This window comes from Rhizobium leguminosarum, from assembly GCF_004123835.1.
Lineage (GTDB): Bacteria > Pseudomonadota > Alphaproteobacteria > Rhizobiales > Rhizobiaceae > Rhizobium > Rhizobium leguminosarum_M.
The window spans coordinates 78,303-101,850 of sequence record NZ_MZMU01000012.1; the positions used below are offsets into that span (position 1 = coordinate 78,303).

At 62.5% G+C, this 23,548-nt stretch carries 24 protein-coding genes and 1 pseudogene; 8 read left to right on the forward strand and 17 right to left on the reverse strand.

Translation table 11 applies throughout. The features are described from left to right. The first annotated feature begins 64 nt into the window (after window positions 1-64). On the forward strand, window positions 65-1,816 hold the full coding sequence (leuA, locus tag B5P46_RS17090; protein WP_129419686.1) for a 2-isopropylmalate synthase: 1,752 nt from the start codon (window positions 65-67) through the stop codon (window positions 1,814-1,816). Between the two features lie 26 nt (window positions 1,817-1,842). Here leuA and B5P46_RS17095 read toward each other — a convergent pair whose 3' ends face one another. Further along, window positions 1,843-2,328, reverse strand: coding sequence for a winged helix-turn-helix transcriptional regulator (locus B5P46_RS17095; protein ID WP_206735364.1), 486 nt, complete (start codon window positions 2,326-2,328; stop codon window positions 1,843-1,845). 5 nt (window positions 2,329-2,333) lie between these two features. Between B5P46_RS17095 and B5P46_RS17100 the strand changes: the two genes are divergently transcribed. Further along, the gene (locus B5P46_RS17100; protein WP_129419688.1) at window positions 2,334-3,317 is read left to right on the forward strand and encodes a quinone oxidoreductase family protein; all 984 of its coding nucleotides are present in this window, start codon (window positions 2,334-2,336) and stop codon (window positions 3,315-3,317) included. 53 nt (window positions 3,318-3,370) lie between these two features. Here B5P46_RS17100 and B5P46_RS17105 read toward each other — a convergent pair whose 3' ends face one another. The 4 genes from B5P46_RS17105 to B5P46_RS17120 all read right to left on the reverse strand — a co-directional run bounded on the left by B5P46_RS17105 (window position 3,371) and on the right by B5P46_RS17120 (window position 6,544). Then, on the reverse strand, window positions 3,371-4,216 hold the full coding sequence (locus B5P46_RS17105; protein WP_064651968.1) for an anti-sigma factor family protein: 846 nt from the start codon (window positions 4,214-4,216) through the stop codon (window positions 3,371-3,373). A 2-nt stretch (window positions 4,217-4,218) separates the two neighbouring features. Then, on the reverse strand, window positions 4,219-4,728 hold the full coding sequence (locus B5P46_RS17110) for an RNA polymerase sigma factor (RefSeq protein ID WP_129419689.1): 510 nt from the start codon (window positions 4,726-4,728) through the stop codon (window positions 4,219-4,221). 187 nt (window positions 4,729-4,915) lie between these two features. Beyond that, window positions 4,916-5,476 (reverse strand): tetratricopeptide repeat protein, encoded by a 561-nt coding sequence (locus B5P46_RS17115; RefSeq protein ID WP_129419690.1) that lies wholly within the window; start codon window positions 5,474-5,476, stop codon window positions 4,916-4,918. Between the two features lie 159 nt (window positions 5,477-5,635). Then, window positions 5,636-6,544, reverse strand: a complete 909-nt coding sequence (locus B5P46_RS17120) for a metallophosphoesterase family protein (protein WP_129420510.1) — start codon at window positions 6,542-6,544, stop codon at window positions 5,636-5,638. A gap of 70 nt (window positions 6,545-6,614) precedes the next feature. Between B5P46_RS17120 and B5P46_RS17125 the strand changes: the two genes are divergently transcribed. Continuing rightward, window positions 6,615-7,094 carry an NUDIX domain-containing protein gene (locus B5P46_RS17125; protein WP_129419691.1) on the forward strand — a complete coding sequence of 160 codons (480 nt, stop codon included), beginning with the start codon at window positions 6,615-6,617 and terminating at the stop codon, window positions 7,092-7,094. Window positions 7,095-7,117: 23 nt separating this feature from the next. Here the strand turns inward: B5P46_RS17125 and B5P46_RS17130 are convergent, their stop codons facing one another. Then, window positions 7,118-8,128: a glutathione S-transferase family protein gene (locus B5P46_RS17130; protein ID WP_129419692.1), complete on the reverse strand. Its 1,011-nt coding sequence runs from the start codon at window positions 8,126-8,128 to the stop codon at window positions 7,118-7,120. A 56-nt stretch (window positions 8,129-8,184) separates the two neighbouring features. Next, a complete protein-coding gene (locus B5P46_RS34450) occupies window positions 8,185-8,430 on the reverse strand; it encodes a hypothetical protein (RefSeq protein WP_164986504.1) in 246 nt (81 codons plus the stop codon). On the opposite strand from B5P46_RS34450, the gene B5P46_RS17135 reads away from it, so the two are divergent. Then, the gene (locus B5P46_RS17135; RefSeq protein WP_129419693.1) at window positions 8,395-8,958 is read left to right on the forward strand and encodes a GNAT family N-acetyltransferase; all 564 of its coding nucleotides are present in this window, start codon (window positions 8,395-8,397) and stop codon (window positions 8,956-8,958) included. The genes B5P46_RS34450 and B5P46_RS17135 overlap by 36 nt on opposite strands. 15 nt (window positions 8,959-8,973) lie before the next feature. Here the strand turns inward: B5P46_RS17135 and B5P46_RS17140 are convergent. The 5 genes and pseudogenes from B5P46_RS17140 to B5P46_RS17160 all read right to left on the reverse strand — a co-directional run bounded on the left by B5P46_RS17140 (window position 8,974) and on the right by B5P46_RS17160 (window position 16,192). Next, window positions 8,974-9,362: pseudogene (locus tag B5P46_RS17140) on the reverse strand (GNAT family N-acetyltransferase). 4 nt (window positions 9,363-9,366) lie between these two features. Beyond that, window positions 9,367-11,436: a hypothetical protein gene (locus tag B5P46_RS17145; RefSeq protein ID WP_129419694.1), complete on the reverse strand. Its 2,070-nt coding sequence runs from the start codon at window positions 11,434-11,436 to the stop codon at window positions 9,367-9,369. A gap of 1 nt (window position 11,437) precedes the next feature. Further along, the gene (locus B5P46_RS17150) at window positions 11,438-14,251 is read right to left on the reverse strand and encodes a DUF4159 domain-containing protein (RefSeq protein ID WP_129419695.1); all 2,814 of its coding nucleotides are present in this window, start codon (window positions 14,249-14,251) and stop codon (window positions 11,438-11,440) included. Further along, the gene (locus tag B5P46_RS17155; RefSeq protein WP_129419696.1) at window positions 14,248-15,168 is read right to left on the reverse strand and encodes a DUF58 domain-containing protein; all 921 of its coding nucleotides are present in this window, start codon (window positions 15,166-15,168) and stop codon (window positions 14,248-14,250) included. Before B5P46_RS17155 ends, B5P46_RS17150 begins: the two co-directional genes overlap by 4 nt. Before the next feature lie 13 nt (window positions 15,169-15,181). Further along, window positions 15,182-16,192, reverse strand: coding sequence for an AAA family ATPase (locus tag B5P46_RS17160; protein WP_129419697.1), 1,011 nt, complete (start codon window positions 16,190-16,192; stop codon window positions 15,182-15,184). Between the two features lie 158 nt (window positions 16,193-16,350). Here B5P46_RS17160 and B5P46_RS17165 point away from each other — a divergent pair, with 158 nt between their 5' ends. Genes B5P46_RS17165 through B5P46_RS17175 form a run of 3 tightly spaced genes read left to right on the forward strand, consistent with a single transcriptional unit; the run spans window position 16,351 to window position 18,883 of the window. Further along, complete coding sequence (locus B5P46_RS17165) at window positions 16,351-16,974, forward strand: DUF1285 domain-containing protein (protein WP_129419698.1); 624 nt, start codon at window positions 16,351-16,353, stop codon at window positions 16,972-16,974. Further along, the gene (locus B5P46_RS17170) at window positions 16,971-17,621 is read left to right on the forward strand and encodes a CoA pyrophosphatase (RefSeq protein ID WP_129419699.1); all 651 of its coding nucleotides are present in this window, start codon (window positions 16,971-16,973) and stop codon (window positions 17,619-17,621) included. Before B5P46_RS17165 ends, B5P46_RS17170 begins: the two co-directional genes overlap by 4 nt. After that, complete coding sequence (locus tag B5P46_RS17175) at window positions 17,618-18,883, forward strand: CCA tRNA nucleotidyltransferase (protein WP_129419700.1); 1,266 nt, start codon at window positions 17,618-17,620, stop codon at window positions 18,881-18,883. The genes B5P46_RS17170 and B5P46_RS17175 overlap by 4 nt, the downstream gene beginning before the upstream one ends. On the opposite strand, the gene B5P46_RS17180 is transcribed toward B5P46_RS17175, so the two are convergent. From B5P46_RS17180 to hemF, 3 genes are all read right to left on the reverse strand, one after another. Continuing rightward, window positions 18,884-19,069 (reverse strand): DUF1059 domain-containing protein, encoded by a 186-nt coding sequence (locus B5P46_RS17180; protein WP_003565542.1) that lies wholly within the window; start codon window positions 19,067-19,069, stop codon window positions 18,884-18,886. It lies immediately after the preceding gene. Window positions 19,070-19,184: 115 nt separating this feature from the next. After that, on the reverse strand, window positions 19,185-19,454 hold the full coding sequence (locus tag B5P46_RS17185; RefSeq protein ID WP_129419701.1) for a hypothetical protein: 270 nt from the start codon (window positions 19,452-19,454) through the stop codon (window positions 19,185-19,187). Between the two features lie 103 nt (window positions 19,455-19,557). Then, window positions 19,558-20,469, reverse strand: coding sequence for an oxygen-dependent coproporphyrinogen oxidase (hemF, locus tag B5P46_RS17190; RefSeq protein WP_129419702.1), 912 nt, complete (start codon window positions 20,467-20,469; stop codon window positions 19,558-19,560). Between the two features lie 174 nt (window positions 20,470-20,643). Between hemF and B5P46_RS17195 the strand changes: the two genes are divergently transcribed. Then, on the forward strand, window positions 20,644-20,904 hold the full coding sequence (locus tag B5P46_RS17195) for a hypothetical protein (protein WP_003541775.1): 261 nt from the start codon (window positions 20,644-20,646) through the stop codon (window positions 20,902-20,904). 3 nt (window positions 20,905-20,907) lie between these two features. Here B5P46_RS17195 and B5P46_RS17200 read toward each other — a convergent pair whose 3' ends face one another. Continuing rightward, window positions 20,908-22,554 carry a Na/Pi cotransporter family protein gene (locus B5P46_RS17200; RefSeq protein ID WP_129419703.1) on the reverse strand — a complete coding sequence of 549 codons (1,647 nt, stop codon included), beginning with the start codon at window positions 22,552-22,554 and terminating at the stop codon, window positions 20,908-20,910. Between the two features lie 214 nt (window positions 22,555-22,768). Continuing rightward, window positions 22,769-23,230: a tRNA (cytidine(34)-2'-O)-methyltransferase gene (locus tag B5P46_RS17205; protein ID WP_129419704.1), complete on the reverse strand. Its 462-nt coding sequence runs from the start codon at window positions 23,228-23,230 to the stop codon at window positions 22,769-22,771. Window positions 23,231-23,548: the final 318 nt, after the last annotated feature.

Sequence of the window (23,548 nt, forward strand, 5' to 3'; positions counted from 1 at the left end):
GTTTATCGCCAAGCCGACGTGATCGGCTAAGAGCGGGCAAATGCCGGGACGAGGAGACGATACGATGGACGCAAAGACGCAATCCCCCCGAGATAAGATGGCCTCCAAGAGCGAGATGAGCCCCGCAAAAGGCATGCCCGACGCCGCGGTGAAATACCGGGCCTATCCGCAGGTGAACATTCCCGACCGCACATGGCCGACGAAGACCATTACCAAGGCACCGGTCTGGTGTTCGGTCGACCTGCGCGACGGCAACCAGGCGCTCGTCGACCCGATGGGCCACGATCGCAAGGCGCGTATGTTCCAGCTGCTGATCGAGATGGGCTTCAAGGAAATCGAGATCGGTTTCCCCTCGGCTTCGCAGACCGATTTCGACTTCGCGCGCTGGTGCGTGGAGGAGGGCAATGTGCCCGACGACGTCTCCCTGCAGGTATTGGTGCAATGCCGCCCGGAACTCATCACCCGCACCTTCGAAGCACTGGAAGGCGCAAATCGGCCGATCGTGCACTTCTACAACTCGACCAGCGAGTTGCAGCGCCGCGTCGTCTTCGCCAAGGATGTGCGGGGCATCAAGCAGATCGCCGTCGATGCCGCCAAGATGATCACCGATATGGCCACGAAGGCCGGCGGCGGTTACCGTTTCGAATATTCGCCGGAGAGCTTTACCGGCACCGAACTCGATGTGGCGCTGGAAATCTGCAACGCCGTCATCGAGGTCGTCAAGCCGACGCCCGATAACAAGCTGATCATCAACCTGCCGTCCACCGTCGAGATGGCGACGCCGAACGTCTATGCCGACCAGATCGAATGGATGTGCCGCAACCTCGACAATCGCGAGAACCTGATCGTTTCGCTGCATCCGCATAACGATCGCGGCACCGGCATTGCTGCTGCCGAACTGGCACTGCTGGCAGGTGCCGACCGCGTCGAAGGCACGCTGTTCGGCAACGGCGAGCGTACCGGCAATGTCGACATGGTGACGATGGCGCTGAACATGTTCACGCAAGGTGTCGATCCCGAGATCGACTGCTCGAATATCGAACGCATCAAGGAAGTGTTCGAATATTCGAACCAGATGGCGATCGGTGAGCGTCATCCCTATGTCGGCGAACTGGTCTATACGGCCTTCTCCGGCTCGCATCAGGATGCGATCAACAAGGGTATGAAGGCAGCACAGGTCGCCAATCATCCCGTGTGGGAAGTTCCGTACCTGCCGATCGATCCGCGCGATGTCGGTCGTTCCTACGAGGCGATCATCCGCATCAACTCTCAATCCGGCAAGGGCGGCATCGCTTATATCCTGCAGCAGGATTACGGGCTGAACCTGCCGCGTAACCTGCAGGTGGAATTCCGCGAGGATATCCAGCGCATCACCGACGTAGAGGGCAAGGAGCTTCCGTCCCGGCGCATCTATGACCGCTTCATCGAGCGCTACGTGACGCAGCCGGAAGGCCGCCTGCGCTTCGTCGACCATCACACCTATCCTGACACTGAGCACAAGGGCCAGCGGATCGTCGCAGCCGAGATCACCGACAATGGGGAGATCAAGCGCATCGAAGGGCGCGGCAACGGTCCGATCGACGGTTTCATCAATGCGCTGTCGCATTATCTCGGCATTGAGATGTCGGTCGAGGACTATTCCGAGCATTCGCTCCAGCATGGCTCGAACGCGGCGGCGATCTCCTATGTCGAGACTTCCTATCCCGGCGGCAAACTCTTCGGCGCCGGCATCAATACCAACATTGTCGCGGCATCGCTGGAAGCGATCGTCTCGGCCGCCAACCGCGTGCTCGACGTGAAGGCCGGCAAGGCCTGATCGGCCAAGGTTTGACCAGATAAGTTTCAGGCCGCGATCGCGTCGGTGCGGCGCGGCCTGACGATGCAGTCGGCGATATTGCCGGCTTCGTTGCGTGCCTCCGCGTGGCGCTGGCCCCATTCGCAGAGCGCCAACAGCACCGGTTCGAGGCCGAGGCCGAGTTCGGTCGCGCTGTATTCGACGCGGGCGGGGACCTCGGCGAAGACTTGGCGGGCGACCAGCCCGTGCTCCTCCATCTCGCGCAGCTGCTGGATCAGCACCTTCTGGGTAATGGCGGGCATCATCCGTTTCAGCTCCGACAGACGCTTCGGGCCGGAGAAGACGTAATAGAGGATGACCGGCTTCCAGCGCCCCGAGATCACCTTCAGCGCGCGTTCGACGGGCAGCTCGGGGAGTCTTTTCATCGGCTCAGCCATGGTCACCTCCTGGTGGGTAGGGCACGAAAGAGTGTGTATTTTCATCTGATAGTCTATTGCTAAACCTGCCCCACGCCAATCAGACGTGAGGTTCACCTGCCATGAAAGCCGTCCAATTCACTCGCTTCGGTCCGCCAGATGTCCTCGAGCTCGTGGAACTGCCGGTCCCCGAGCCGGGACCGGGCGAGGTGCTTCTCCGCGTCCACGCGGCGGGCGTCAACTTCTTCGAGGTGTTGATGCGGGCCGACCGCTATGCCGTGACGCCCGACCTGCCGATGTTTCCCGGTGTCGAGGTCGCGGGTACGATCGAGCGAGCAGGGCCTGGTGCTGCCGACCGCTCGCTCATTGGCATGCGGGTTGCCGTTCCTCTCTTTGCGATCGGGCGCGGTTCGGGCGGTTATGCCGAATTCGTCGCGGTCGACGGCGGGGCGGTGGTGCAACTGCCGGATGCGGTTTCGTTCGAGGCGGCTGCGGCGCTGATGGTGCAGGGACTGACGGTGCTGCATCTTCTGCGCCGCAGTCCGGCGAAAGGCAAGAATGTTCTCGTGAGTGCGGCAGCGGGCGGTGTCGGGTCGCTGCTGGTGCAGCTCGCGAAACGTGACGGGGCGAAGATGGTGATCGCGGCGGCGAGCAGTGACGAGAAGAGGGCGCTTTCCCTGTCTCTCGGCGCCGAACATGCGGTCGATTACATGGCACCCGGCTGGCAGGAGGACGTCAAGAGGCTGACCGGAGGGCTCGGCGCGGATATCATCTATGAAACCGTCGGTGACGCGTTTTCAAGGGCGGCACTCGATGCGCTGGCGCCTTGCGGCGAGCTGGTGCTGGCGGCGATGGGGCGGTTCGGGCTTGAGGCGGCCGATGTCGAGCACATGCTTGATGACAATCAGTCAATCAAGGGATTTTCGCTGTTGCCGCTGCTGACGCCTCAGGGGGTGCGGGAGGATCTTGCCGAGCTCTTCGAGCTTGCCGCGGCGGGCGCCCTGACGGTTATCGACGGCGGTCGTTTCCCACTGCATCAAGCGGCGGAAGCGCATCGCGCCATCGAAGGGCGGCGGGCGGTCGGCAAGGTGGTGCTGGTGCCTTAAATCAAAGCGACGCACGATGTCGTGCGATACCGCTCGGCATCATGCTCCGGCAATCAGATCGCTGTGGCGATCTCCATGGCAAGCTGGCCGAGCGTTGCTTCGGCGGAGGGGCCGGCAAGCACATAGGAGGTGCCGGCATTGTGCCACGTCACGAGGCCGATCTCGTCCTTGATCGTTTCCTTGAAGTCGTCGGTCTCTGGCGGCTGCGCGTCCTTGCGGAAGCAAATGGAGATGATGTCGCCGTCGGAATTAGAATAGACGAGCTGTCCGACAGGGCGGCTGTCGCCAAGGATGACGCGCGCGCCCTGGAAGGTCCAGGCTTCGGCGCTCAGATCCGGCACGCGGAAGGGTACGCCGATCGCCGTCGTCAGCCAGCTGGAGATTTCCTCGGCCTGCGAGGCGGGCACTTCGACGAGATGACGGGGCTGGCGGATCAGCAGGCGCTGATAGGCGGTGACGTCGCCCAGCCAGTCGCTGGTATTGGCCGGTGCCGCATTGGTGGTAGCGGTGCTGGCAATCTCGTCGGCATCCGGCGCGGTGCCGACGAAATAGCCGATACCACAACCGACGACAAAGAGGATGAGGGCGGCGGCCAGCGCCTGCGGGCCGCTCGGCGCCAGTTTCACTTGCGGGCGCGTGGCGCGCTGGGCGATCGGCGTTTTCGGCGGCTGCGTGCTCTTGATCGAGCGCACGAGGGCGAGCGGGACCGGCTCCTTCAGGATATCGTCGAGGCGGCGGCGGCCGAAATCAGCCCCGTGGCGCAGCTTCTCATGCAGCCGGCGTGCATTCTCGTCGCTTGCCAGACGCTGCTCCAGTTCGTGCCGCTGTTCGGGCGAGACTTCGCCGTCGAGAAGGGCGGTGAGCTGGGCTTCGAGCGGCAATTTCCTAAGATCGAGCAAATTCAGAACCTGTGGATCGGGTGGGTGCCGGCAAGCCCGGCGAAATGCAGCCTCGCGGTAGCGAGCTGCGAGACGACGTTTGCCACCGGAATGCCCATGATGTCGGCGGCCTGCTGGTAGCTGTGACCTTCGACGTCGACCAGCAGGAACATGCTGGAGACGCCATCCGGCATATCGGAAATCATGTGATGGATGGTGTCGGGATCGACCGCGGCCGAGCGTTCGCGCGCAGCCTCTCTGATATCGGTGACGTTGCCGCGGACGGAAGCCTTCGGCTTGCGCTTGCGGTTGTCGTCGGTCCATTGCTGGCGGGCAAGCGTGTAGATCCAGCTTTCCAGCCGGCCTTCGCCGCTCCATTGATGACCTTTGGCGATGGCGCGCTGACAGACGGCCTGAACGAGTTCATCGGCCACAGCAACCTCACCCGCGAGCGTGATCGCGAAGCGGCGAAGGCGGGGCAGGAGGCCGACGAGGTCACGCCGGAGATCGATGGTCGTTGCGGGCTGACGCATTGTCTATCCAAGAAGCATTCACAATGGTTTCGCGGACGAAGGGTTCGCCGTCGGGCGCGAAACCGACTTTATCGACGCCGTCGATGCATGTGCTTTATGAAACAAGTCTCCTGCACTTCGCAAGCATCCGGTCGTCTTCATCCCTCTTTCCCAAGGGATTTTCGTATTGTGGCCTGCAAAGCTTGCGTCAATATGTTTTGTAGCCGTTCAAGCTTTGCAGCAGGGAGCGATAGGCCCAGGTGCCTTCGCCGCCACGATCACGGATTTCGACAAGCTGGACGCGAGCGCCCTGGATGTCTCCCTGTTCCACCAGCGCCATGCCCATATAGGAGCGGGCGAGGATATAATTCTCGTCCGCCTGCAGCGCCTTGCGGTAGTAGGACATGCCGAGTTCCATGCGGCCGGCCTTGCGGTTGGCGTAGCCGAGATAGTTCAGGACGCGCGGGTCGTTCTGGTTGCGAGCGAGATTGAGCACGGTGATGGCGTTGTCATACTGGCCGGCATAGGCAAACTCGCGGGCGAACTGATAGAGATCGTCGTCGTTGAAGCTGCTCTTCTTCGGGTTGACGCATTCCTTCTTGGTCTTGTCCCAGACCTTGCCGCCGGTGCAGGTCTTGGTCGTCTGGGTCTTCGGCGGCGGATTGGTATCATCGTTGCTGTCGCCGGCCGCGAGAGCGGCCGTGGCGATGCCGAAGGCAAAGCCGGCGGCGAGCGAAAGTCTGGACAGGTGGCGGAAAGAAGAAGTCATCGGCGCGCTCCGTTCTCAGGCAGTGCAGTTGCTCGGATTGTACGCTTACCACTAAAAATACCAAGAGGGTAAGCAACCTCCATGGCAAATGTTGCGACGGCGGCCGGATGTCCTCGCAGATCGATTCAAGTGCTGCGTAAAAAGAGCTAGGAACCAGCGCTAAGACGCGAAAATATCGGCGCTTTCCGGCATCACCGCGTCGCCGGCCCTGTTGAGGCTGAAGCGCTCGCCGCTGAGTTCCCAGGCGCCGGGAGAGCCGTCGATGGAGAACAGGTTGTAGGCGGCGGGCGGCTTGATGCTGCCCGGTCCCTGCGAGGCAGAGGCGATGCCGACGACCGGTACTGGCTGCATTTGGCCGCGCAGCCAATGCAGCGTGTTCAGGTGCGTATGGCCGTGCAGCACGAGTTCGGCGCCGCCCGTCGAAATCACGGCAGCGAAACGGCGGATGCCGATCATCCGTTTGTAGAAGGCCGTGGCGCCGCGGATCGGCGGGTGATGGATCATGACGACGCGGAAGAGACCGGCTTCGCCAGCCGCACGCAGGATGTTGACGGTATCGCGGGCCTGTCGCGCGCCGAAAAAGCCAGAAGCGGCGAAGGGAGGGGTGGCGACCGCCGTCGAACAACCGACAATCGCGACTTTGCCGCGAACGCGCAGATAAGGAAAGATATGGCGGTTCTCCGGCCATTGCGGCGGAGAGAGATCGCCGCGGACATAATCGTACCAGGCGCGCATAGACTTCTCGTAAGAGCCGGGCACATAGGCATCGTGATTGCCGGGAACGACCGACGTGTCTGCGGGATCGCCGAGCTCGCGCAGCCAGGCGGCGGCCGAGCGGATCTCGATGCCGCTCGCCAGATTGACGAGGTCGCCGGTGACGGCCAGGTGATCGGCCTGATGGGCGCGGATGTCATCGAGCAGCAGATCCAACGTGCTGCCGAAAAGGTGCTTGCGTCGATTTCGATGCCAGTTCACAAAGCCAGTTATGCGTTTTGAAAACAGCTCTTGAATGGAAAGACTGGGCAACGGCCCGAGGTGGACGTCGGAGATATGCGCGAGCTTGAACATGCTACGAGACATAGACCAGCTTATTGACAAATCAAACACATCCGGCGCGATGAAGAGCTGAAACGGAGCGATGGTGGATAAAGAGAACCGGCCCCTTTACATAAGGCTGGCGTTGCGCCTGCTGCATGTCTATTTCAGCTTCGTCCGCAGCATGACGGTGGGCGTGCGGGCTGCCTGTTTCGATGCAGACGGGCGCATCTTTCTCGTGCGCCACAGCTATATCGGCGGTTGGCACATGCCGGGCGGCGGGCTGGAGCGCAACGAGACGGTCGAGGAAGCGCTCGTCAAGGAATTACGCGAGGAGGGCAACCTCAGGATCATCGGCAAGCCGCAGCTGTTCCAGGTCTATTTCAATACCACGACCACACGGCGCGACCATGTCGTCTTCTACCGGGCGACCGTCGAGCAGACGGCGCCGCGGCCGCCGGATTGGGAGATATCCGACAGCGGCTTCTTTTCCCTCGACAGCCTGCCCGAGGGCACGACCAAGGCGACGCATCGCCGTCTCGCCGAGCTTCGCGGCGATCAGGAGCCCGCCCACCGCTGGTGAACTTCAGGCAGCCATTCAAACTGCTACAGCGCCCTTTGCGCGTCTGAAATGACGCGCGGCGCTGTAGCACGGCCGTGCGGACTGTCGAGATCGAGCGCCGGGCCGACGGGAACGATGCCGGTCGGATTGATCGTCTTGTGGCTGCGGTAATAGTGCTGCTTGATGTGGTTGAGGTTCACCGTCTCGGCAACGCCTGCTGTCTGGTAAAGGTCGCGCAGATAGTCAGGCAGGTTGCGGTAGTCGGCGATGCGGCGGATGTTGCACTTGAAATGGCCGACATAGACGGCGTCGAAGCGCACCAGCGTGGTGAACAGGCGCCAGTCTGCCTCGGTCTGACGGTTGCCGAAGAGGTAGCGGCCCTCGCCGAGGCGTTCGTCGAGCATGTCGAGTGTTTCGAACAGCGCGCCGACGTTTTCGGCATAGGCCTCCTGGGTGGTGGCAAAGCCCGCCTTGTAGACGCCGTTATTGACGGTGTCGTAGACGGTGGCGTTCAGCGCATCGATTTCGGAGCGAAGGTCCTCGGGATAGAAATCGGCTGTCGAGCCGGTCAGCCCGTCGAAGGCACCGTTGAACATGCGGATGATCTCGGCGGATTCGTTGTTGACGATCGTGCCGGTCTTCTTGTCCCAGAGCACGGGAACGGTGACACGGCCGGAATAGTGCGGATCGGCTTTGACGTAGATCTGCCAAAGCGCGGACGCGCCGAAGAGGTGGTCGCCGGTGGCGCCGTCGCCGACCTTGAACTCCCAGCCGTTCTCGACCATCAGCGGATCGACGACCGAAACCGAGATCAGCTCTTCGAGCTTCTTCAGCTTGCGGAAGATCAGCGTGCGGTGCGCCCAGGGGCAGGCGAGCGAGACATACAGATGGTAACGCCCGGCCTCGGCCTTGAAGCCGCCGCTGCCGGAAGGGCCGGCCTCACCGTCTGATGTCACCCAGTTGCGGAACTGCGAGGGCTGCCGCTTGAAATGGCCCTTGCTCTCCTTCGTGTCGTACCAGGCGTCATGCCAGACGCCGTCCACCAGCATTCCCATGATCTTCATTCCCTTGATTGCGTGTTGGAATGGAAGATATCGCAGATAGCAGGGCTTTACAGGCAGCAAAGATTGAACAGTGCGTCACATCCTTCGGGCACCGCATAATTCAAAGTGTTGCAGCGTCCTTTGTGGCTCTCGAAAAGATGCGCGGCGCTGTGGTCGTGCATTTTGCGTTGGACGACGGAAATTTTTCCTGCTATCGGCCTTTTCACGATTTTCGGACCCTGCTTGATGTTCATTTCCAGAAACCCGCGACGACGCTGATGCTCCCGAACGCCCAAGGCGTGTTCGAGACCCATCAATCTGTCCATCCGGTTTCTGTCATCATGTACAAGCACGATCTCGTCTACCTCACCGAAGACGCGTCCCATGACGCCGCCATCGAACACATCAACGAAGAAGCTTTCGGTCCCGGCCGCTTCACGCGCGCTGCCGCGCGCATCCGTGAGCAGGGACCGCATGATCTGTCGCTCTCCTTCATCTGCACCGACAACGGCGAGACGATCGCCTCCGTGCGCATGACGCCGGTGCTGGCCGGCACGGCGAAGGGCCATCTGCTCGGCCCGCTCGCCGTCCGCCCCTCGCACAAAAACCAGGGCATCGGCCGCGAGCTCGTACGGATCGCGGTGGAAGCGGCAAGACGCAAGGGCTCGGAAGCCGTCATCCTGGTCGGCGATCCACCCTATTACGGCCCGCTCGGCTTCGAGAAGGTCGCCTATAACGCGCTGTCGTTTCCAGGCCCCGTCGATCCCGGCCGAGTGCTCGTCGTTCCGATCGCCGAGGGCGTGCACGAGCGGCTGAAGGGCACGATCGCCTGGCGCGAATGATCTTGCCACAGCCCGCTAGATTCTTTTCCGGAGGAAGCTGCGCGTGCGGCCTTCCGGGAAATCCTCAAGCTCTCCGAAAACCTCATAACCCTGACGCAGATAGACGCGCAGGGCCTGCGGGCTGAATGTGTCGATCCAGGCGCCGCGGCACCCCCGGGCTCTCGCCTCTCGATACCGGTGCCGCGCAACGTATCGGGAATATAGAGCATCTGGGTGAACAGCCAGCCCCAGGCGGTGAAGCCCGAAAGACCGCCCGTCACCTTGCCGTCGGTATCGCGGATGAGGACCGCGAGCGGCCGGCGATCCGATGGGCCGACATCGGCGTTGTTGAAGGCCAAGAGCGCATCGGTGATCACCGCCAGTTCCTCTGGCGAGGGCGAGGCGGTGAGCTCGAATTCCGGCATTAGATTAGCGCCCTTCGCGCCACCACATGGCGCCGAAGGCGAAGAGCAGGATGCCGACGCCGGCGAAACCGGCAAAGAGCGGCAGCGTGTTGATCCCCTTCAAGACCGTCTCGTTGGTCATGCGGATCATCATGCGATCGTTGTCGGAGACGCGGACCTGGCCGCGCACCGGCAGGATCGGCGGCACGGAGATCGCGCCATTTGCGTTGGAGACGCGGGCGACGAGACCCTTGCTTCTGTCGGCGACCGGCTGCAGTACATCGGTCGTCGAGATCATCGCCTTGAATTCCGGTGCGTCGACGGCGCCGATATGGACAAGCGTCGACAGCCGGCCGTTGCGGATTTCGAAGAGGCCGATTTCGTCCATCCTCTTCTCGGCCTTGTAGAGCCCCGGTTCGGACTGGGTGAGCGGCAGGGTTTCGGTCTTGCCGGAGGGATAACGCACGGTGGCATTGCCGGGATTGTCGCCGATCGTCTGGCGGGTGACTTCAAGGGTCCGGCCGGAGGCGCGCGCCGTCAGGGCTTCTTCCTCGAGCGCCGGCTCCTTCATCAACCAATGGGCGATACGGCGATAGAGCGAAACGTTCGGACCGCCGCCTTCGAAGCCGCGCGCCCAGAGCCAGCCCTGATCGGAAAGCAGCATGGCGACGCGGCCCTGGCCGGCGCGGTTCAGCACCAGCAGCGGATGGTTGTCGGCGCCGAGCATGATCGTCTCGCCCTGCGGCCGGTCGACATCAACGCTGCGGAACCAGCGGCCCCAATGCGGCGGGTCCTCGCCCGAACCGTCCAGGCCGCGCGTGACGGGGTGTTTGCGGCCTTCCTCGGAAAGGCGGGGATAGAAGGCCTTCTCGATCATCTCTCCGGTGGGCGTTGCGGGCAGGACCGAGGAAAGCGGCGTCAGTGCAATGGAATCGGGGCCGGCATGCTCGGGACCGGCGGCGATCAGCAGCGCGCCGCCATTGTCGACATATTGCGCGATGTAATCGTAATAGAGCAGCGGCAGCACGCCGCGGTGCTGGTAGCGATCGAAGATGATCAGGTCGAAATCCTTGATCTTGTCGACGAAGAGTTCGCGCGTCGGGAAGGCGATCAGCGACAGCTCGTTGATCGGCGTGCCGTCCTGCTTTTCCGGCGGACGCAGAATGGTGAAGTGGACGAGATCGACCGAGGCATCGGATTTCAGCAGGTTGCGCCAGGCGCGCTCGCCGGCATGCGGCTCGCCGGAGACGAGCAGGACGCGGAGATTCTGGCGGATGCCGTCGATGACGTGGACAGCGCGGTTGTTGGCAGTGGTGACTTCGCCGGGAAGTGCTGCGACTGAGAATTCGAGCACATTGCTGCCGCCACCCGGCACCTTGAAGGAGAAGGGCGTATCCTGCCCGGGTGTCGCCTGCAGGGTGGCGATCTCGTCACCATTCAGCTTTACCGTGACATCGGCCGTGCCGCCGGGGCTCGGGCCGTCGTCGAAGACGCGCAAAATCACCTGCTGCTCTTCGTTGACGATGCCGAAGCGCGGTCCCTTGATGACTTCGATGCGGCGATCGAATTCGTTGGCTTTGCCGGTTACAAGGCCATGGATCGGCGCGTCGAAACCGAGCGCCTGATTGGCGCCCGGAACATCATGGACTTCACCGTCGGTCAGCATGATGGCGCCGCCGATACGGGCGGGCGGGACATCGGCAATGTTGGCCGACAGCGCGTCGAACAGGCGCGTGGACGGCACGTCGGAATTGACGTCGCCTTCGACATCGACGAAGCGGGGCTCAATCTGGGGGAAGCGGGCAAGCTGTCCCTTTAGCGCCGCAAGCGCATCGTCGGTCATCTTGACGCGATCGGGCGTCTGCTGGCTCTGGCTTCGATCGACAAGAACGGGGACGATGGTCGACAACTGATCCCGATCTTCCTGCAGCAGCACAGGGTTGGCAAGCGCGGTCAGCATGGCGAGTGCTGCCAGCGTTCTGATCCAGGCGCCGCGAATGCCGCGCCAGATCGCGAAGGCGGCGATGATCGCGCTGACGACAGCCAATGCAGCCAGAACCGACCAGGGCAGGAAGGGCGAAAAGTCGAATGTCATCTCATTGTCCTAACCGTTCGAGGAGGTCGGGAACATGGACCTGGTCGGTCTTGTAGTTGCCGGTCAGCATGTACATCATGATGTTGACGCCGGAACGGTAGGCATATTCGCGCTGCGTTTCATCCGACGGTACGGTCGGCAGTATCGGTACGCCGTTTTCGTCGATCGCCCAAGCGCCGGCGAAATCATTGCCGGTGATGAGGATCGGCGAAACGCCGTCGGCCGTCGCCGCCGATTTTTCGCTCGGCCCCTGACCGCCTTGCCGGGCCTCGATCCAGAGAGGGCTGCCGGCATAACGACCGGGAAAGCTCGACAGGAGATAGAAGGATTTCGTCAGCACGTGATCTGATGGTACCGGCTCGAGTGCCGGAATGTCGAGATTGGCGAGGATTGCCTGCAGCCTCTCACCGTTGGCGCTGACATTGCCGCCATTGTCCAATGCGCTGATCTGATCGCGCGTATCGAAAAGCACGGTGCCGCCATTGCGCATATAGGCATCGATACGGCTGATCGCCGCCGTCGACGGCATCGGCGCCGTCGCCGAAACCGGCCAGTAGATGATCGGATAGAAGGAGAGTTCGTCTTTGGTGAGGTCGATGCCGACGGGCGGCGCCGGCTCCAGCGTCGTGCGAAAAGTCAGGAACTGGGTCAGTCCCTCGAGACCGCGCTCGGATATATTGTCCACATCCTGTTCGCCGGTGACGACATAGGCGAGGTGGGTATTATCAAGTCTCTGCAGGATGAGGTCGTCGCCGGGCTGGGAGTCGTCGGCGTGAAGCATGCCGGGTTGCACGAGAAAGCCGGCGCCGACGGCGACCGCGATCATCGCGGCGGTGCGGACAGCCGGGCGCAATCGCGAGAATGCGCCATTCATGAAGAGGACGATCAGGCTATCGGCCAAGAGCAGCAGAAAGGCTGCGAGAAACAGTGCGGGTTTTGCCGACCAGCTTTCGCCGCCGATCAGGCCTTCGCGCACGGCATTGGTTCCTGTTGTGTCGAGTGGCTTCAGTTCGGCGTTCTCGGGCAGCACGTTGAGGGAGGTGAAACCATCCTCCGAACCGTAGAGCCCGGGCGGGTTGTCGAAATTTGCCGTCGGCTCGACTCCGGCCTGTGGAATGAGCGGCCGCGCCGATCCCGTCTCGGAGACGAGCGTGCCCTTGGCCGTCAGCATGCGGAATGGCGGTAGGGTTTCGGAGACACGCGCATTGCCGCGCGCCTCCGAAGTCACGCCGCCCGAGCGCGATATCTGCAGGAGGTGGCGCAGCATGTCGACGAAAGTGCCTGAGATCGGCAGATCGGACCAGGTCGCTTCCGCGGTGACGTGAAACAGGACGATCTGGCCGGATGCGAGCTGCTTCATCGTCACGAGCGGCGTGCCGTCAGCAAGGCTCGCCCAGGTGCGTTCGGCAAGATCGGGCGTCGGTTCGGCAAGCACCTGCCGCTTGACGACGACATCGGCGGGACGCGTTATGCCGGCAAAAGGTCCGAAACTCGGAAATTCGGCAAGCGACTGCGGCTCGCTCCAGGACAAGGTCCCGCCCAACGCCCGTTCTCCCTGACGCAGAATGACAGGGATCAGCGGATCGTCCGCGGGGGCTGCCGCCATGCGCGGGCCGGCAAAACGCAGGAGCATGCCGCCATTCGATATCCAGCGCGTCAAAGGCCCATAGGTCTCCTCTGGCAGCCGGCCGATATCGGCCATGATGATGATGGACGGATTGCTGGCGAGAAGTTTTGGTATTGCGACCGAAAGATCGGAATCGGCAGGTTGGATCAGATCCGCATAGGGTTGCAGCGCCCGCTGGATATAATAGAGCGGCGAGAGCAGCGGCTGGAACTCGTCCCCTCCTTCACCTGACAGCAGGACGACGCGGCGGCGCTTGAATGCGTCGTCGAGAAGGTGGACGGCGCCTGCCGTGGCGCCGTTGTCGACGCTGACGCGCGCGAAATCATTGCGCATCTCGAAGGGGGCGGTGATCGAACTCGTCGCGACGCTCTGGCCGGGGCGGAAATCCACCCTGCCATTGGCGATCGAGCGGCCTTGGGTATCGACGGCGTTCAGCGCTACCGATGCGGTCTGCGCACTGTTGAGCCGCGTGACCTTGACGGTCATGGCATCAGCCGCATTGTTGGCCGCGGTGATCGCGACTGTCCGCGCGGCATCACCCTCGATCAGGCGCAGATCGGCGGGCTGGAGTTCGGCGAGCCTGCGCACCGTCGCGTCGTCAGCCTTGGCAGCGGCGCCGTCGGTCAGGAAGGCGAGAGTGCCGGGCTTGATGCCGTTCAGCGCGGCGCGCAGCGCCTGGAAGGCGCGTTCGCGGTCCGGCACCAGCGGTCGCGGCTCGGCGGCGCGCAGCTTGTCGCGGGCGGCAGCGGCGGTGCCGGGCACGGCGTCGTTGGTCGGATCGGCAGTAAAGGCGATCGACACAGGCGTGCCGGCGGATTCGGCGTCGTCTATCAACGCGTCGGCGGTCTGGATGCGGCGTTCCCAGTCGGGTGCCGCTGCCCAGCTGTTGTCGACGAAGAGCACGAGCGGCCCACCTGATGCGAGCGAACTGGTGCGCGGATTGAAAACCGGATCGGCGATCGCAAGGATGATGGCGGCGGCGAGCAGCATGCGCAGCAGCGTCAGCCACCATGGGCTTTGCGCCGGCGTCTCCTCGCGCTTCAGCACGGAGGCGAGGATTTTCAGCGGCGGAAAGACTTCGGTCTTCGGACGTGGCGGCGTCAGCCGCAGCAGCCACCAGATGACCGGCAAGGCGACGAGCGCGCCGAGAATGGCGGGATAGGCGAAAGCGAAGGGAAGGGCGTTCATAGCTGCCCTCCATGCGTTGCCTTGGCGGGCATGCCGGACAGATACATGTGCACCGCGACCAACGCCTCCGACGCAAGATGATCGGTGCGGTGGCTCGCGAAAGTCCAGCCGAGATGGCGCAACGACTGGCCGAGGCTCTCCCTGCGGGCGAGGTAGGCGTTGCGATAGGCCTCGCGGATATGTTCGGCGCGGCCGGAGATAAGCTTGGCGCCGCTCTCCGGATCGGTGAATTCGGTGCGGCCGCTATAGGGGAATATCTCTTCGGCGGGATCTGATATCTCGACCACGTGGCCGCGCAGGCCGCGGCGGGCAAGCGGGCCGAGCCGTTCCATGATTGCCGGCGCATCGTCGAGGAAATCGCCGATAAGGACGAGATCGCTCCAGCCGCGGATCATCGACGTTTCCGGCAGGCCGCCGGTCAGCGGCGTGTGCATGAGCGCGGATGCGAGGCGTTCGGCGGCGTTGCGGGCGGAGGCGGGTTCCATGATGCCGGGGCAACCGATGCGCTCGCCGGAGCGGGCGAGGATTTCGGCAAGTGCCAGCATGATGACCAGCGCGCGGCTTTCCTTGGAGACGCTGCCATAGCTCGACTTGTACATCATCGAGGGCGACATGTCGCACCAGAGCCAGATCGTGTGCGCCGCCTCCCATTCGCGCTCGCGCACGTAGGTATGATCGTCGCGGGCGGAGCGGCGCCAATCGATGCGCGACAGGCTCTCTCCCTCGGCATAGGGACGGAACTGCCAGAAATTTTCGCCGATGCCACGCTTGCGACGGCCATGCCAGCCGGCGATCACAGTGTTGGCGATGCGCTTGGCTTCCACCAGGCAATCCGGCACCAAGGTGGCCCGCTGCCTGGCGCGGGAAAGGGCCTCGCTGCCGGGTGTCGGATTGACGATCTGTCCGATAGATGCCACGCGTCCGGCTTCCTTATCCCTTTGCCTGCTTGACCAGTCCGGCGATGACATCACGCACCGACATGCCTTCGGCGCGGGCGGCGAAAGTCAGCGCCATGCGGTGCTGGAGAATGGGTTCGGCGAGCGCGAAGATATCGTCCAGAGACGGTGCGAGACGGCCTTCGTAGAGTGCGCGGGCACGCGCGCAGAGCATCATCGCCTGGCCGGCGCGCGGGCCTGGACCCCAGGCGACGTTCTTGTCGGTCGAGGCATTGCCCTGTCCCGGGCGGGCGGAACGCACCAGCGCCAGGATGGCATCAACGACCGTGTCGCTCACCGGCATCTGGCGCACCAGGGTCTGGATCTCGATCAGCCGCTGGGCATCGATGATGGCTTCCGGCCGGGTTTCGCCCAGGCCCGTCGTCTCGAGCAGGATCTGGCGCTCGGCGGCGAGTTCGGGGTAATGGACGTCGACCTGCAGCAGGAAGCGGTCGAGCTGGGCTTCGGGCAGAGGATAGGTACCTTCCTGCTCGAGCGGGTTCTGGGTGGCGAGTACATGGAAGGGCGCCGGCAGGTCATAGCGCTGGCCGGCGATCGTGATGTGATATTCCTGCATGGATTGCAGAAGGGCCGACTGGGTACGCGGCGAGGCCCGGTTGATCTCGTCGGCCATCAGGAGTTGGGCAAAGACAGGGCCCTTGACGAAACGGAAGGAGCGGCGTCCACTGTCGTCCTGGTCCATCACCTCGGAGCCGAGAATATCCGAGGGCATCAGATCCGGCGTGAACTGGATGCGGTTGGCGGCAAGGCCGAGCACCTCGCCGAGCGTCGTCACCAGTCTGGTCTTGGCAAGGCCGGGAACGCCAACGAGCAAGGCATGACCACCTGACAGCACAGCGAGAATGGTGTTCTCGACGACGCTTTCCTGACCGAAGATCACTTTCGAGACTTCCCCGCGGATGGCGGCGATATCGGAGAGCGCCTTTTCGGCGGCGGCGACGATCGCCTTTTCATCGAGGCTGGCTTCGGTCTTCATCATACCCATGCGTATCTCCAACGGCTGAAATCATTCGGCAGCGAATCGGCGGACTTATACATGTGCCTCATACCCGATAGAGTTATGGAGATGTGACGGGCTGACAAGTTCGTTGCGAATGACTATCTCGTGACTTTACTTCGTTAAGGACAAACCGGGACGGAAGAATGGCAGCCGAGAAAATCAGCGGACTGGCGGATGCGGCGGGACTTGCCGCACTGATTTCGCGCGCGTCTCAGGAAAATGCCGGTAAAAAACGAGGATTACCGCCGGTCGAGCGGTGGAATCCGCCTTTCTGCGGCGATATCGACATGGAAATCCGGGCTGACGGCACCTGGTTCTACATGGGCACGCCGATCGGCCGGCCGGCGCTGGTGCGGCTGTTTTCGACGGTTTTAAGAAAAGACGACGACCAGAAGACTTATCTCGTAACTCCTGTGGAAAAGGTCGGCATAAGGGTCGTCGATGCGCCTTTCATCGCCGTGGAGATGAGCGTAACGGAGGGGCAAGGCCAGCAGGTGCTGACCTTCCGCACCAATGTCGGCGATGTCGTGGAGGCGGGAGGAGAGCATCGACTGCGCTTTGCCATTGCGGGCGAGAATGCCGAATTGAAACCCTATCTGCATGTGCGCGGGCGGCTGGAGGCGCTGGTGTCGCGTGCAGTGATGTATGAACTGGTCGCGCGCGGCGAGACTTTCGAGGTGGAGGGGCGGGCGATGTTTGCGATCCGCTCCGCCGGCGAGGTCTTTCCGGTCATGCCGGCCGACGAACTGGATGCGCTTTGCCGATGAATGATGCGATCACCCACCGCTACCCGCTGTTTTCCGCAGCCGAATTCCGGCGCCGCGCGCTCAACCAGAATGGCGGGCCGGTCGACCATGCCTGGCGCGATCACGGGGACCACATCCTCAATCCCGATATCGTCGCCGAGGTCGAGACCTTCAAGCTGCGCGACGCCGCCGTGCTCGTGCCCGTCGTCGACGACGGCGAGGAGGCGTCTGTGATCTTCACCAAGCGCACGGCGACGCTGCGCAAACATTCCGGACAGATCGCCTTTCCCGGCGGCTCGATCGATCCCGCCGATATCTCGCCCGAAATGGCGGCGATCCGAGAGACGGAGGAGGAGATCGGCCTGGCCGGTTCCTTCGTCGAAACCGTGGGGCGGCTGCCGAATTACCTTGCCTCGACGGGCTTCCGCATTACGCCGGTGCTCGGCGTCGTCTCGCCAGGCTTTGCGCTGACGCTGAACCCGACCGAGGTGGACGACGTGTTCGAGGTGCCGCTTTCCTTCCTGATGGATCCTGCCAATCACACCCGCGACAGACGTGTCATCGACGGCATCGACCGGCATTTCTACCGCGTGCCCTATGAAACCAGAATGATCTGGGGCATCACGGCCGGCATCGTCCGCACGCTTTACGAAAGGCTTTATGCATGACCGGCATCGCCGAGCAAGCATGGTTCCGCGACCCGGCGCTTGGCCGGATCCTAGTGCTTCTCAACGCCGATGGTGGGGCCGATGGCGGGGAAGCTCGGGTGGTTGGCGGTGCGGTGCGCAACAGCCTGATGGGGCTGCCGGTCAATGATGTCGACATAGCCACGACACTCAGACCGGAGGCGGTGATGGAGCGGGCGGCGGCGGCTGGCATCAAGGCAGTCCCAACCGGCCTCGAGCACGGCACGGTGACGCTCGTCATCGACGGCAAGCCCTTCGAGGTGACGACCCTTCGCACCGACGTCGAGACCGACGGACGCCATGCCAAGGTTGCCTTCAGCACCGACTGGAAGGCAGATGCCGAACGGCGGGATCTGACGATCAACGCGCTTTATGCCGATGCAAAGGGCGAGGTGGTGGATCTTGTTGGCGGACTTGCCGACATTGAGACGCGCAACATCCGCTTCATCGGCGATGCCGCAAGGCGTATTGCCGAGGATCATCTGCGCATCCTGCGCTTCTTCCGCTTCTTTGCCTATTACGGTTCCGGACGGCCGGATGCCGAGGGGCTGAAGGCATGTTCCCTCGCGCGTTCGAAACTGACGACGCTTTCGGCAGAACGCGTCTGGTCTGAACTGCGAAAGCTGCTAGGTGCTGCCGATCCCGGCCGGGCGCTGCTCTGGATGCGGCAGGTGGCGGTGCTGACGGAAATCCTGCCGGAATCGGAACGATGGGGGATCGATGCGATCCCGTCGCTGATCACCACCGAAAAAGCGCTCGGCTGGACGCCCGATGCGCTGCTGCGCCTTGCAGCGATCGTGCCGCCCGATGCGGCGCGCATGGAGGCGCTTGCCGCCCGGCTCAAGCTCTCGAATGCGGAAGCGGCCACTCTCAAGGCCTGGACGATGGCAGCGCCTGTTAATGACGACATGTCACCGGCGGCCTTCGAACGGCTGCTTTACCGCAACGGCGCCGACGGCATCACGACGCGGCTGAAGCTGGCGCTTGCGGTTGCGCGCGGCAAGGCTGAAAGTGAATTCGACGAAATGGCGCGGTCGGCGCGGCTTATCAAGCTGCTGGACAGGGCAACGCACTGGAAGAAACCGCAGTTTCCGCTGAACGGCGGCGACGTGATTTCGGCAGGAATCGCGTCCGGCCCGCGCGTCGGCGAACTGCTTGCCGGCCTGGAAAACCAGTGGGTGGAGGAAAACTTCGTTGCCGACCGGGCGGCGCTGCTCGCCCGGCTGCAGGAACGCGTGCAATAATCAGGCTGCGTTCACTTCGTCACGGATGCGAGCCTTGATATTATCCACCATGTTCTCGCGGATCGTGGTTTCGCCGTGAGCATTTTTCAGGTGCTCGACGGCACGGCGGACCACCTCGGCGTCGCTATCTGCCCGTGTATGCCAGGCGCAGCCGGGAACGAGAGTGCCGCATTCGAAAAGTCGCATGGTCTTCTCCTCTGTTCGAAACACAACGACGATCGCGATCTTACGCGATTTATGAATGTGCGGGGGGAGGGAAGGTTCCGGCCGGCAATCGAGATGCCGGCCAGTAAAGGCCGTGTCAGTCGGGCATCGCCCAGGCTTTGTAGGTATCCAAGAGGTGGCCGGGCATGTTGCTGTTGGCGGCCGCTGCTTCGTTCTGCAGCTGTTCCGGCGACTTTCCGCCAGCCAGCTGCAGCTTGACCTGCTCGATGAAGCAGGACAGCGGCAGATCCGAGCCGCTCTTGGCCCGCAGTTTCTCCGCGATGCGCGTCAGAAACTCGGACGTGTCGATCGTGCGGGATGTTTCCTGGACATCCGTAGACGTTGGCGAGCCACTTTGTATCGTCATGACAATCCTCCTCCGATTGTTACGCACATACATATAAAGTTAGGACGCACTGAATTTTCGTGAAGGTCTATCACCTCGAATTTATCGACGAGATATCACAGTTTCATGGCCAACGCACGACGGGGGGCAGCGATGAGAGAATGGATTCAACGTTGCCGCCGGTTTTCAGGCCGAAGATCGTGCCGCGATCATACAGCAGATTGAATTCGACGTAGCGGCCCCGGCGGATCAATTGTTCGTCGCGATCGGCCTCTGTCCACAATTTATTGAAGTTGGAGCGGACGATTTTCGGATAAACCATGGCGAAGGCCCGGCCGACATCACGCGTGAAGGCGAAATCGGCGTCCCAGCCGCCGGCTTCCTCGCTCGAATGCAGCCAGTCGTAGAAGATGCCGCCGATGCCGCGGGCCTCGTTGCGGTGTTTCAGGAAGAAATATTCGTCGCACCAGGCCTTGTAGGCATCGTAATCGGCGACGGCATGATTGCGGCAGGCGATCTCCATGGCCTTGTGAAAGAGCTGGCTATCCTCGTCCTCCTGCGTGCGGCGGCGCGACAGCACCGGCGTCAGGTCGGCCCCGCCGCCGAACCAGCGGCTGGTGGTGACGACCATGCGCGTGTTCATATGCACGGCCGGAACGTTGGGGTTCACGGGATGGGCGATCAACGAGATGCCCGAGGCCCAGAAACGCGGATCGTCCTTGGCGCCGGGTATCTGCGCGCGGAAATCCGGGGCGAATTCGCCGTAGACGGTGGAGGTATGGACGCCGACCTTTTCGAAGACGCGACCTTCCATCATCGACATCCGGCCACCGCCGCCGGCACCATTTTCGCGTGACCAGTCCTTGGCAACGAAGCGGCCGGGTTCCTGGTCGGAGAGCGGCCCTTCCAACTCGTCCTCGAGGGCCTCGAAGGAGGCGCAGATCGCATCGCGCAATCCCTCGAACCAATTGCGGGCGGCAGCCTTCTTGTCTTCGATATCGTCAGGCAAGCCGATCGGCAGTTCGGGTCTTTCCATTTACGCCTCCGACGGTCGGCATCTCCTTTAGAGGCGACTCGCTCATTCTTCATTGCACGCCATGATTAGCAGTTGATGCTGCATCTCGCCAAGCCGAGGCAAGCACCCGGCGCTTCCAAGATTCGACTCGCAAATCGAGAATTTCGATATTACCTTTTCCGAGGAGGTAGTTTGATGAAAAAAGTTCCAGGGCCTCCGTCCTTCGACGGCCTGAAGCGCAGGATAGCGAGACATCGGGCGGAAAATCCCCCGAGCAAGAAAGACCATTTCGTGCGTGAGACATATTGCCTCGGTCTCATGGACGCACGCGCCAAGGCGCGCGAATGGTTCGACGAATATCCGAAAGCCGCTTACTGGACCGAGGTGGAAAGCTGGCGCCAGCTCGACGGCGACCAGATCGAATTCACCATGCGCCGATTGCCTTCAGCCGACTGACCGTCACTTTGCAGTCGCCCGCACGCGGCTTTCGATCAGCAGGCCGTTTTCATCCATGATCGGATGCGCCACCGAGACGATGTGGGCGTTGATGCGCTTCAGGTCGCGCAGCATGTCGAGATGCAGCGAACTCGTCTGCAGGCTGTCGGCGCGGCCGTCACGCAGGCGTTCGAGGTGGCGCTCGGCAGACTGTTTCTCCATCCGGCGCACTTCGACCTTTACCTCCATCATCTGGCGCGCGAGATTGAAATCGCGGGTGACGAAGATCGTCTGGGCGACGCGCAGATTGTCGATGGTCAGGTCGAACAGCTTGCGCAGTTCCTGATGACCATCCTCGGAAAATTTCAGGCCAAGGGAGATCTTTTTCGCCACCTGCTCCAGCAAGCCCTTCTCGATGATATCGCCCATATGTTCGAGGTTGATTGCATAATCGATGACGACGATCGAGCGGCGGGCATTCTCGTCGCTGAGACCCTCGCGGCCGAGCTTCGAGAGGTAGACCTTCACCGCCTGCTGCAGCCGGTCGACGCGCTCTTCGAGGGCGGATATCTCGGCAAGCTTCGATGCGTCGTTACGCTCGAAAGCTTCGGAGACCCGGATCAGCATGCGCTCGATGAGGTCACCGACGCCGAGCACTTCGCGGGTGGCGCTGGCAAGGGCAACGACCGGCGTCGAAAGCTCCTGCGCATCCAGATATTTCGGGGCGCTGTCGGGCTCGGCCTGATCCGGCACCAGCCGGGCCATCAGGGCGGCGAGCTGCCGGGAGAATGGCCAGGCCAGCGCCGCCAGCAGAAGGTTGAAGGCAAGATGGGCGTCGACGGGCAGCTTGGCAGGGCCGAAGGGCAGCATTTGGATGAGTTCCGCGCCATATCCCGCCAGCGGCAAGGCGATGAGGCAGCCAAGCGTGCGGACGGCGAGATTGCCGAGGGTGACGCGCCGAGCCGAAACCGGGCCGGACAATGTCGCGACGACAGGCGGTATTGCGCCGCCGAGATTGGCGCCGAGCACGAGCACGATGACGAGTTCGGCGGAGACCATACCGGCCGAGGCGAGCGACAGGATGAGCACCACCACCGCAAGGCTCGACGAGGACGCGAAGGCAAGTGCTGCCGAGACGATCATTGCCACGGGCAGGGCGCCGTCCAGCAGGCCGATGAAGGCGGCAAGGGCGGGAGAAGCGCGCATCGGCTCCGTCGCAAGGCCAAGGAGGTGCAGCGACAACAGCATCAGCCCGATGCCGATCAGCGCTGTACCGCCGCCCTGGCTGGCGCTGGAACGGCCGCGGCAAAGCACGATGCCAACAAGAATCAGAAGCGGAGAGAGCCATTCGATGCCCGTTGCCACGATCCAGGCGGTGATCGCCGTGCCGACATTGGCGCCGAGCAGGACGATCTGCGCCATGCGCGGCTTGATCAGGTCACGCTCGACGAAGGAGGCCGTCATCAGCGCTGTCGCGGTGGAGCTCTGCAGCGCGATGGTTGCGACGAGGCCTGACAGGAAAGAACGAAGGCTGCCGCGCGTGCCGGTCGCCAGACCTGTTCTCAGGCGGGCGCCGAAGGCCCTGGACACGCCATCCTTCACCTGCGCGAGGCCGAACAGCAGCAAGGCCACGGCGCCGAACAGGTTGATCATGATGATTGTAGAGTCCATTTTGTTGTTTTTATTCTTCTTTCACAGATCTGGAGAAATGCTGTTTTCCTCACATGGCCGTTCCAACTTATTGGAATCATGGAAGCCAATGCTCAATTTTTGATTGCCCGGCTAATAAATATACGCCGGTTTGACGGATAGACAACGTTATTCTGCGACATATTCGGGAGCAGATCGGCAATTCCGCGGGCTCCGCTCTGCCAGATGGCGTCCGTCAGGCCCAGACGGTTTGGCGCATTGCCTCGCCGACGATCATGGCGGCCGAGACGGCGACGTTGATCGACCGCTGGCCTTCGATCATCGGGATCAGGATGCGGGCGTCGGCCCTCTCATGCACCTGGTCCGGCACGCCGGCGCTTTCGCGACCGAAGAGCAGGACATCGTCCGGGCGGAAAGCAAGATCGGTGTAGCGCTCCGCAGCCTTGGTCGAGGCGAGGATCAGGCGGCGGCCGGTGGTTAGACGCCACGCCTCGAAGCGGTCCCAGCTGACATGGCGGGTGAGGGCGGCGGCGGCGATATAGTCCATGCCAGCCCGTTTCAGGTTGCGGTCGGAGATGTCGAAGCCGGCGGGCTCGATCAGATCGACCGCGAAGCCAAGGCAGGCGGCAAGACGCAGGATGGTGCCAGTATTGCCGGGAATATCCGGCTGATAGAGTGCCAGTCTGAGTGAAATCATGATGCGCCGTCTTCCCGCTTTCGCCGCTCAAGGCCTAATGCAACTGTGATTTCGGCGCAACAGGGCGCGTTTTGACCCGAAGAGATGAAATTTTTGGCAGAAGAGGGCTGGAAAATTCCTCGTTTTCGCGTTATCGGTGCATATCTTCAATCGCCAGCAAGGAGCGCCAGAATGAATATTTTGCTGTATGTGCGCCTCCCGGCCGTGATGCCAAGCGGTGCGATTTTCCGCCGATAGTGCGGGTTTCTTCCCTGAATTTCCTTTTTTGATCCATTGTGCGGCTGTCTCAGCCTCGCCCCTTGAACGTTCGGTTCCCAT

Bases quoted from the DNA above. Each gene is read 5' to 3' on its own strand.
- leuA (WP_129419686.1), top strand. From the start codon at position 65: ATGGACGCAAAGACGCAATCCCCCCGAGATAAGATGGCCTCCAAGAGC.
- B5P46_RS17100 (WP_129419688.1), top strand. From the start codon at position 2,334: ATGAAAGCCGTCCAATTCACTCGCTTCGGTCCGCCAGATGTCCTCGAG.
- B5P46_RS17110 (WP_129419689.1), bottom strand. From the start codon at position 4,728: ATGCGTCAGCCCGCAACGACCATCGATCTCCGGCGTGACCTCGTCGGC.
- B5P46_RS17115 (WP_129419690.1), bottom strand. From the start codon at position 5,476: ATGACTTCTTCTTTCCGCCACCTGTCCAGACTTTCGCTCGCCGCCGGC.
- B5P46_RS17120 (WP_129420510.1), bottom strand. From the start codon at position 6,544: ATGTTCAAGCTCGCGCATATCTCCGACGTCCACCTCGGGCCGTTGCCC.
- B5P46_RS17125 (WP_129419691.1), top strand. From the start codon at position 6,615: ATGGTGGATAAAGAGAACCGGCCCCTTTACATAAGGCTGGCGTTGCGC.
- B5P46_RS17130 (WP_129419692.1), bottom strand. From the start codon at position 8,128: ATGGGAATGCTGGTGGACGGCGTCTGGCATGACGCCTGGTACGACACG.
- B5P46_RS17135 (WP_129419693.1), top strand. From the start codon at position 8,395: ATGCTCCCGAACGCCCAAGGCGTGTTCGAGACCCATCAATCTGTCCAT.
- B5P46_RS34450 (WP_164986504.1), bottom strand. From the start codon at position 8,430: ATGGGTCTCGAACACGCCTTGGGCGTTCGGGAGCATCAGCGTCGTCGC.
- B5P46_RS17145 (WP_129419694.1), bottom strand. From the start codon at position 11,436: ATGACATTCGACTTTTCGCCCTTCCTGCCCTGGTCGGTTCTGGCTGCA.
- B5P46_RS17150 (WP_129419695.1), bottom strand. From the start codon at position 14,251: ATGAACGCCCTTCCCTTCGCTTTCGCCTATCCCGCCATTCTCGGCGCG.
- B5P46_RS17160 (WP_129419697.1), bottom strand. From the start codon at position 16,192: ATGGGTATGATGAAGACCGAAGCCAGCCTCGATGAAAAGGCGATCGTC.
- B5P46_RS17165 (WP_129419698.1), top strand. From the start codon at position 16,351: ATGGCAGCCGAGAAAATCAGCGGACTGGCGGATGCGGCGGGACTTGCC.
- B5P46_RS17170 (WP_129419699.1), top strand. From the start codon at position 16,971: ATGAATGATGCGATCACCCACCGCTACCCGCTGTTTTCCGCAGCCGAA.
- B5P46_RS17175 (WP_129419700.1), top strand. From the start codon at position 17,618: ATGACCGGCATCGCCGAGCAAGCATGGTTCCGCGACCCGGCGCTTGGC.
- B5P46_RS17180 (WP_003565542.1), bottom strand. From the start codon at position 19,069: ATGCGACTTTTCGAATGCGGCACTCTCGTTCCCGGCTGCGCCTGGCAT.
- B5P46_RS17185 (WP_129419701.1), bottom strand. From the start codon at position 19,454: ATGACGATACAAAGTGGCTCGCCAACGTCTACGGATGTCCAGGAAACA.
- hemF (WP_129419702.1), bottom strand. From the start codon at position 20,469: ATGGAAAGACCCGAACTGCCGATCGGCTTGCCTGACGATATCGAAGAC.
- B5P46_RS17195 (WP_003541775.1), top strand. From the start codon at position 20,644: ATGAAAAAAGTTCCAGGGCCTCCGTCCTTCGACGGCCTGAAGCGCAGG.
- B5P46_RS17200 (WP_129419703.1), bottom strand. From the start codon at position 22,554: ATGGACTCTACAATCATCATGATCAACCTGTTCGGCGCCGTGGCCTTG.
- B5P46_RS17205 (WP_129419704.1), bottom strand. From the start codon at position 23,230: ATGATTTCACTCAGACTGGCACTCTATCAGCCGGATATTCCCGGCAAT.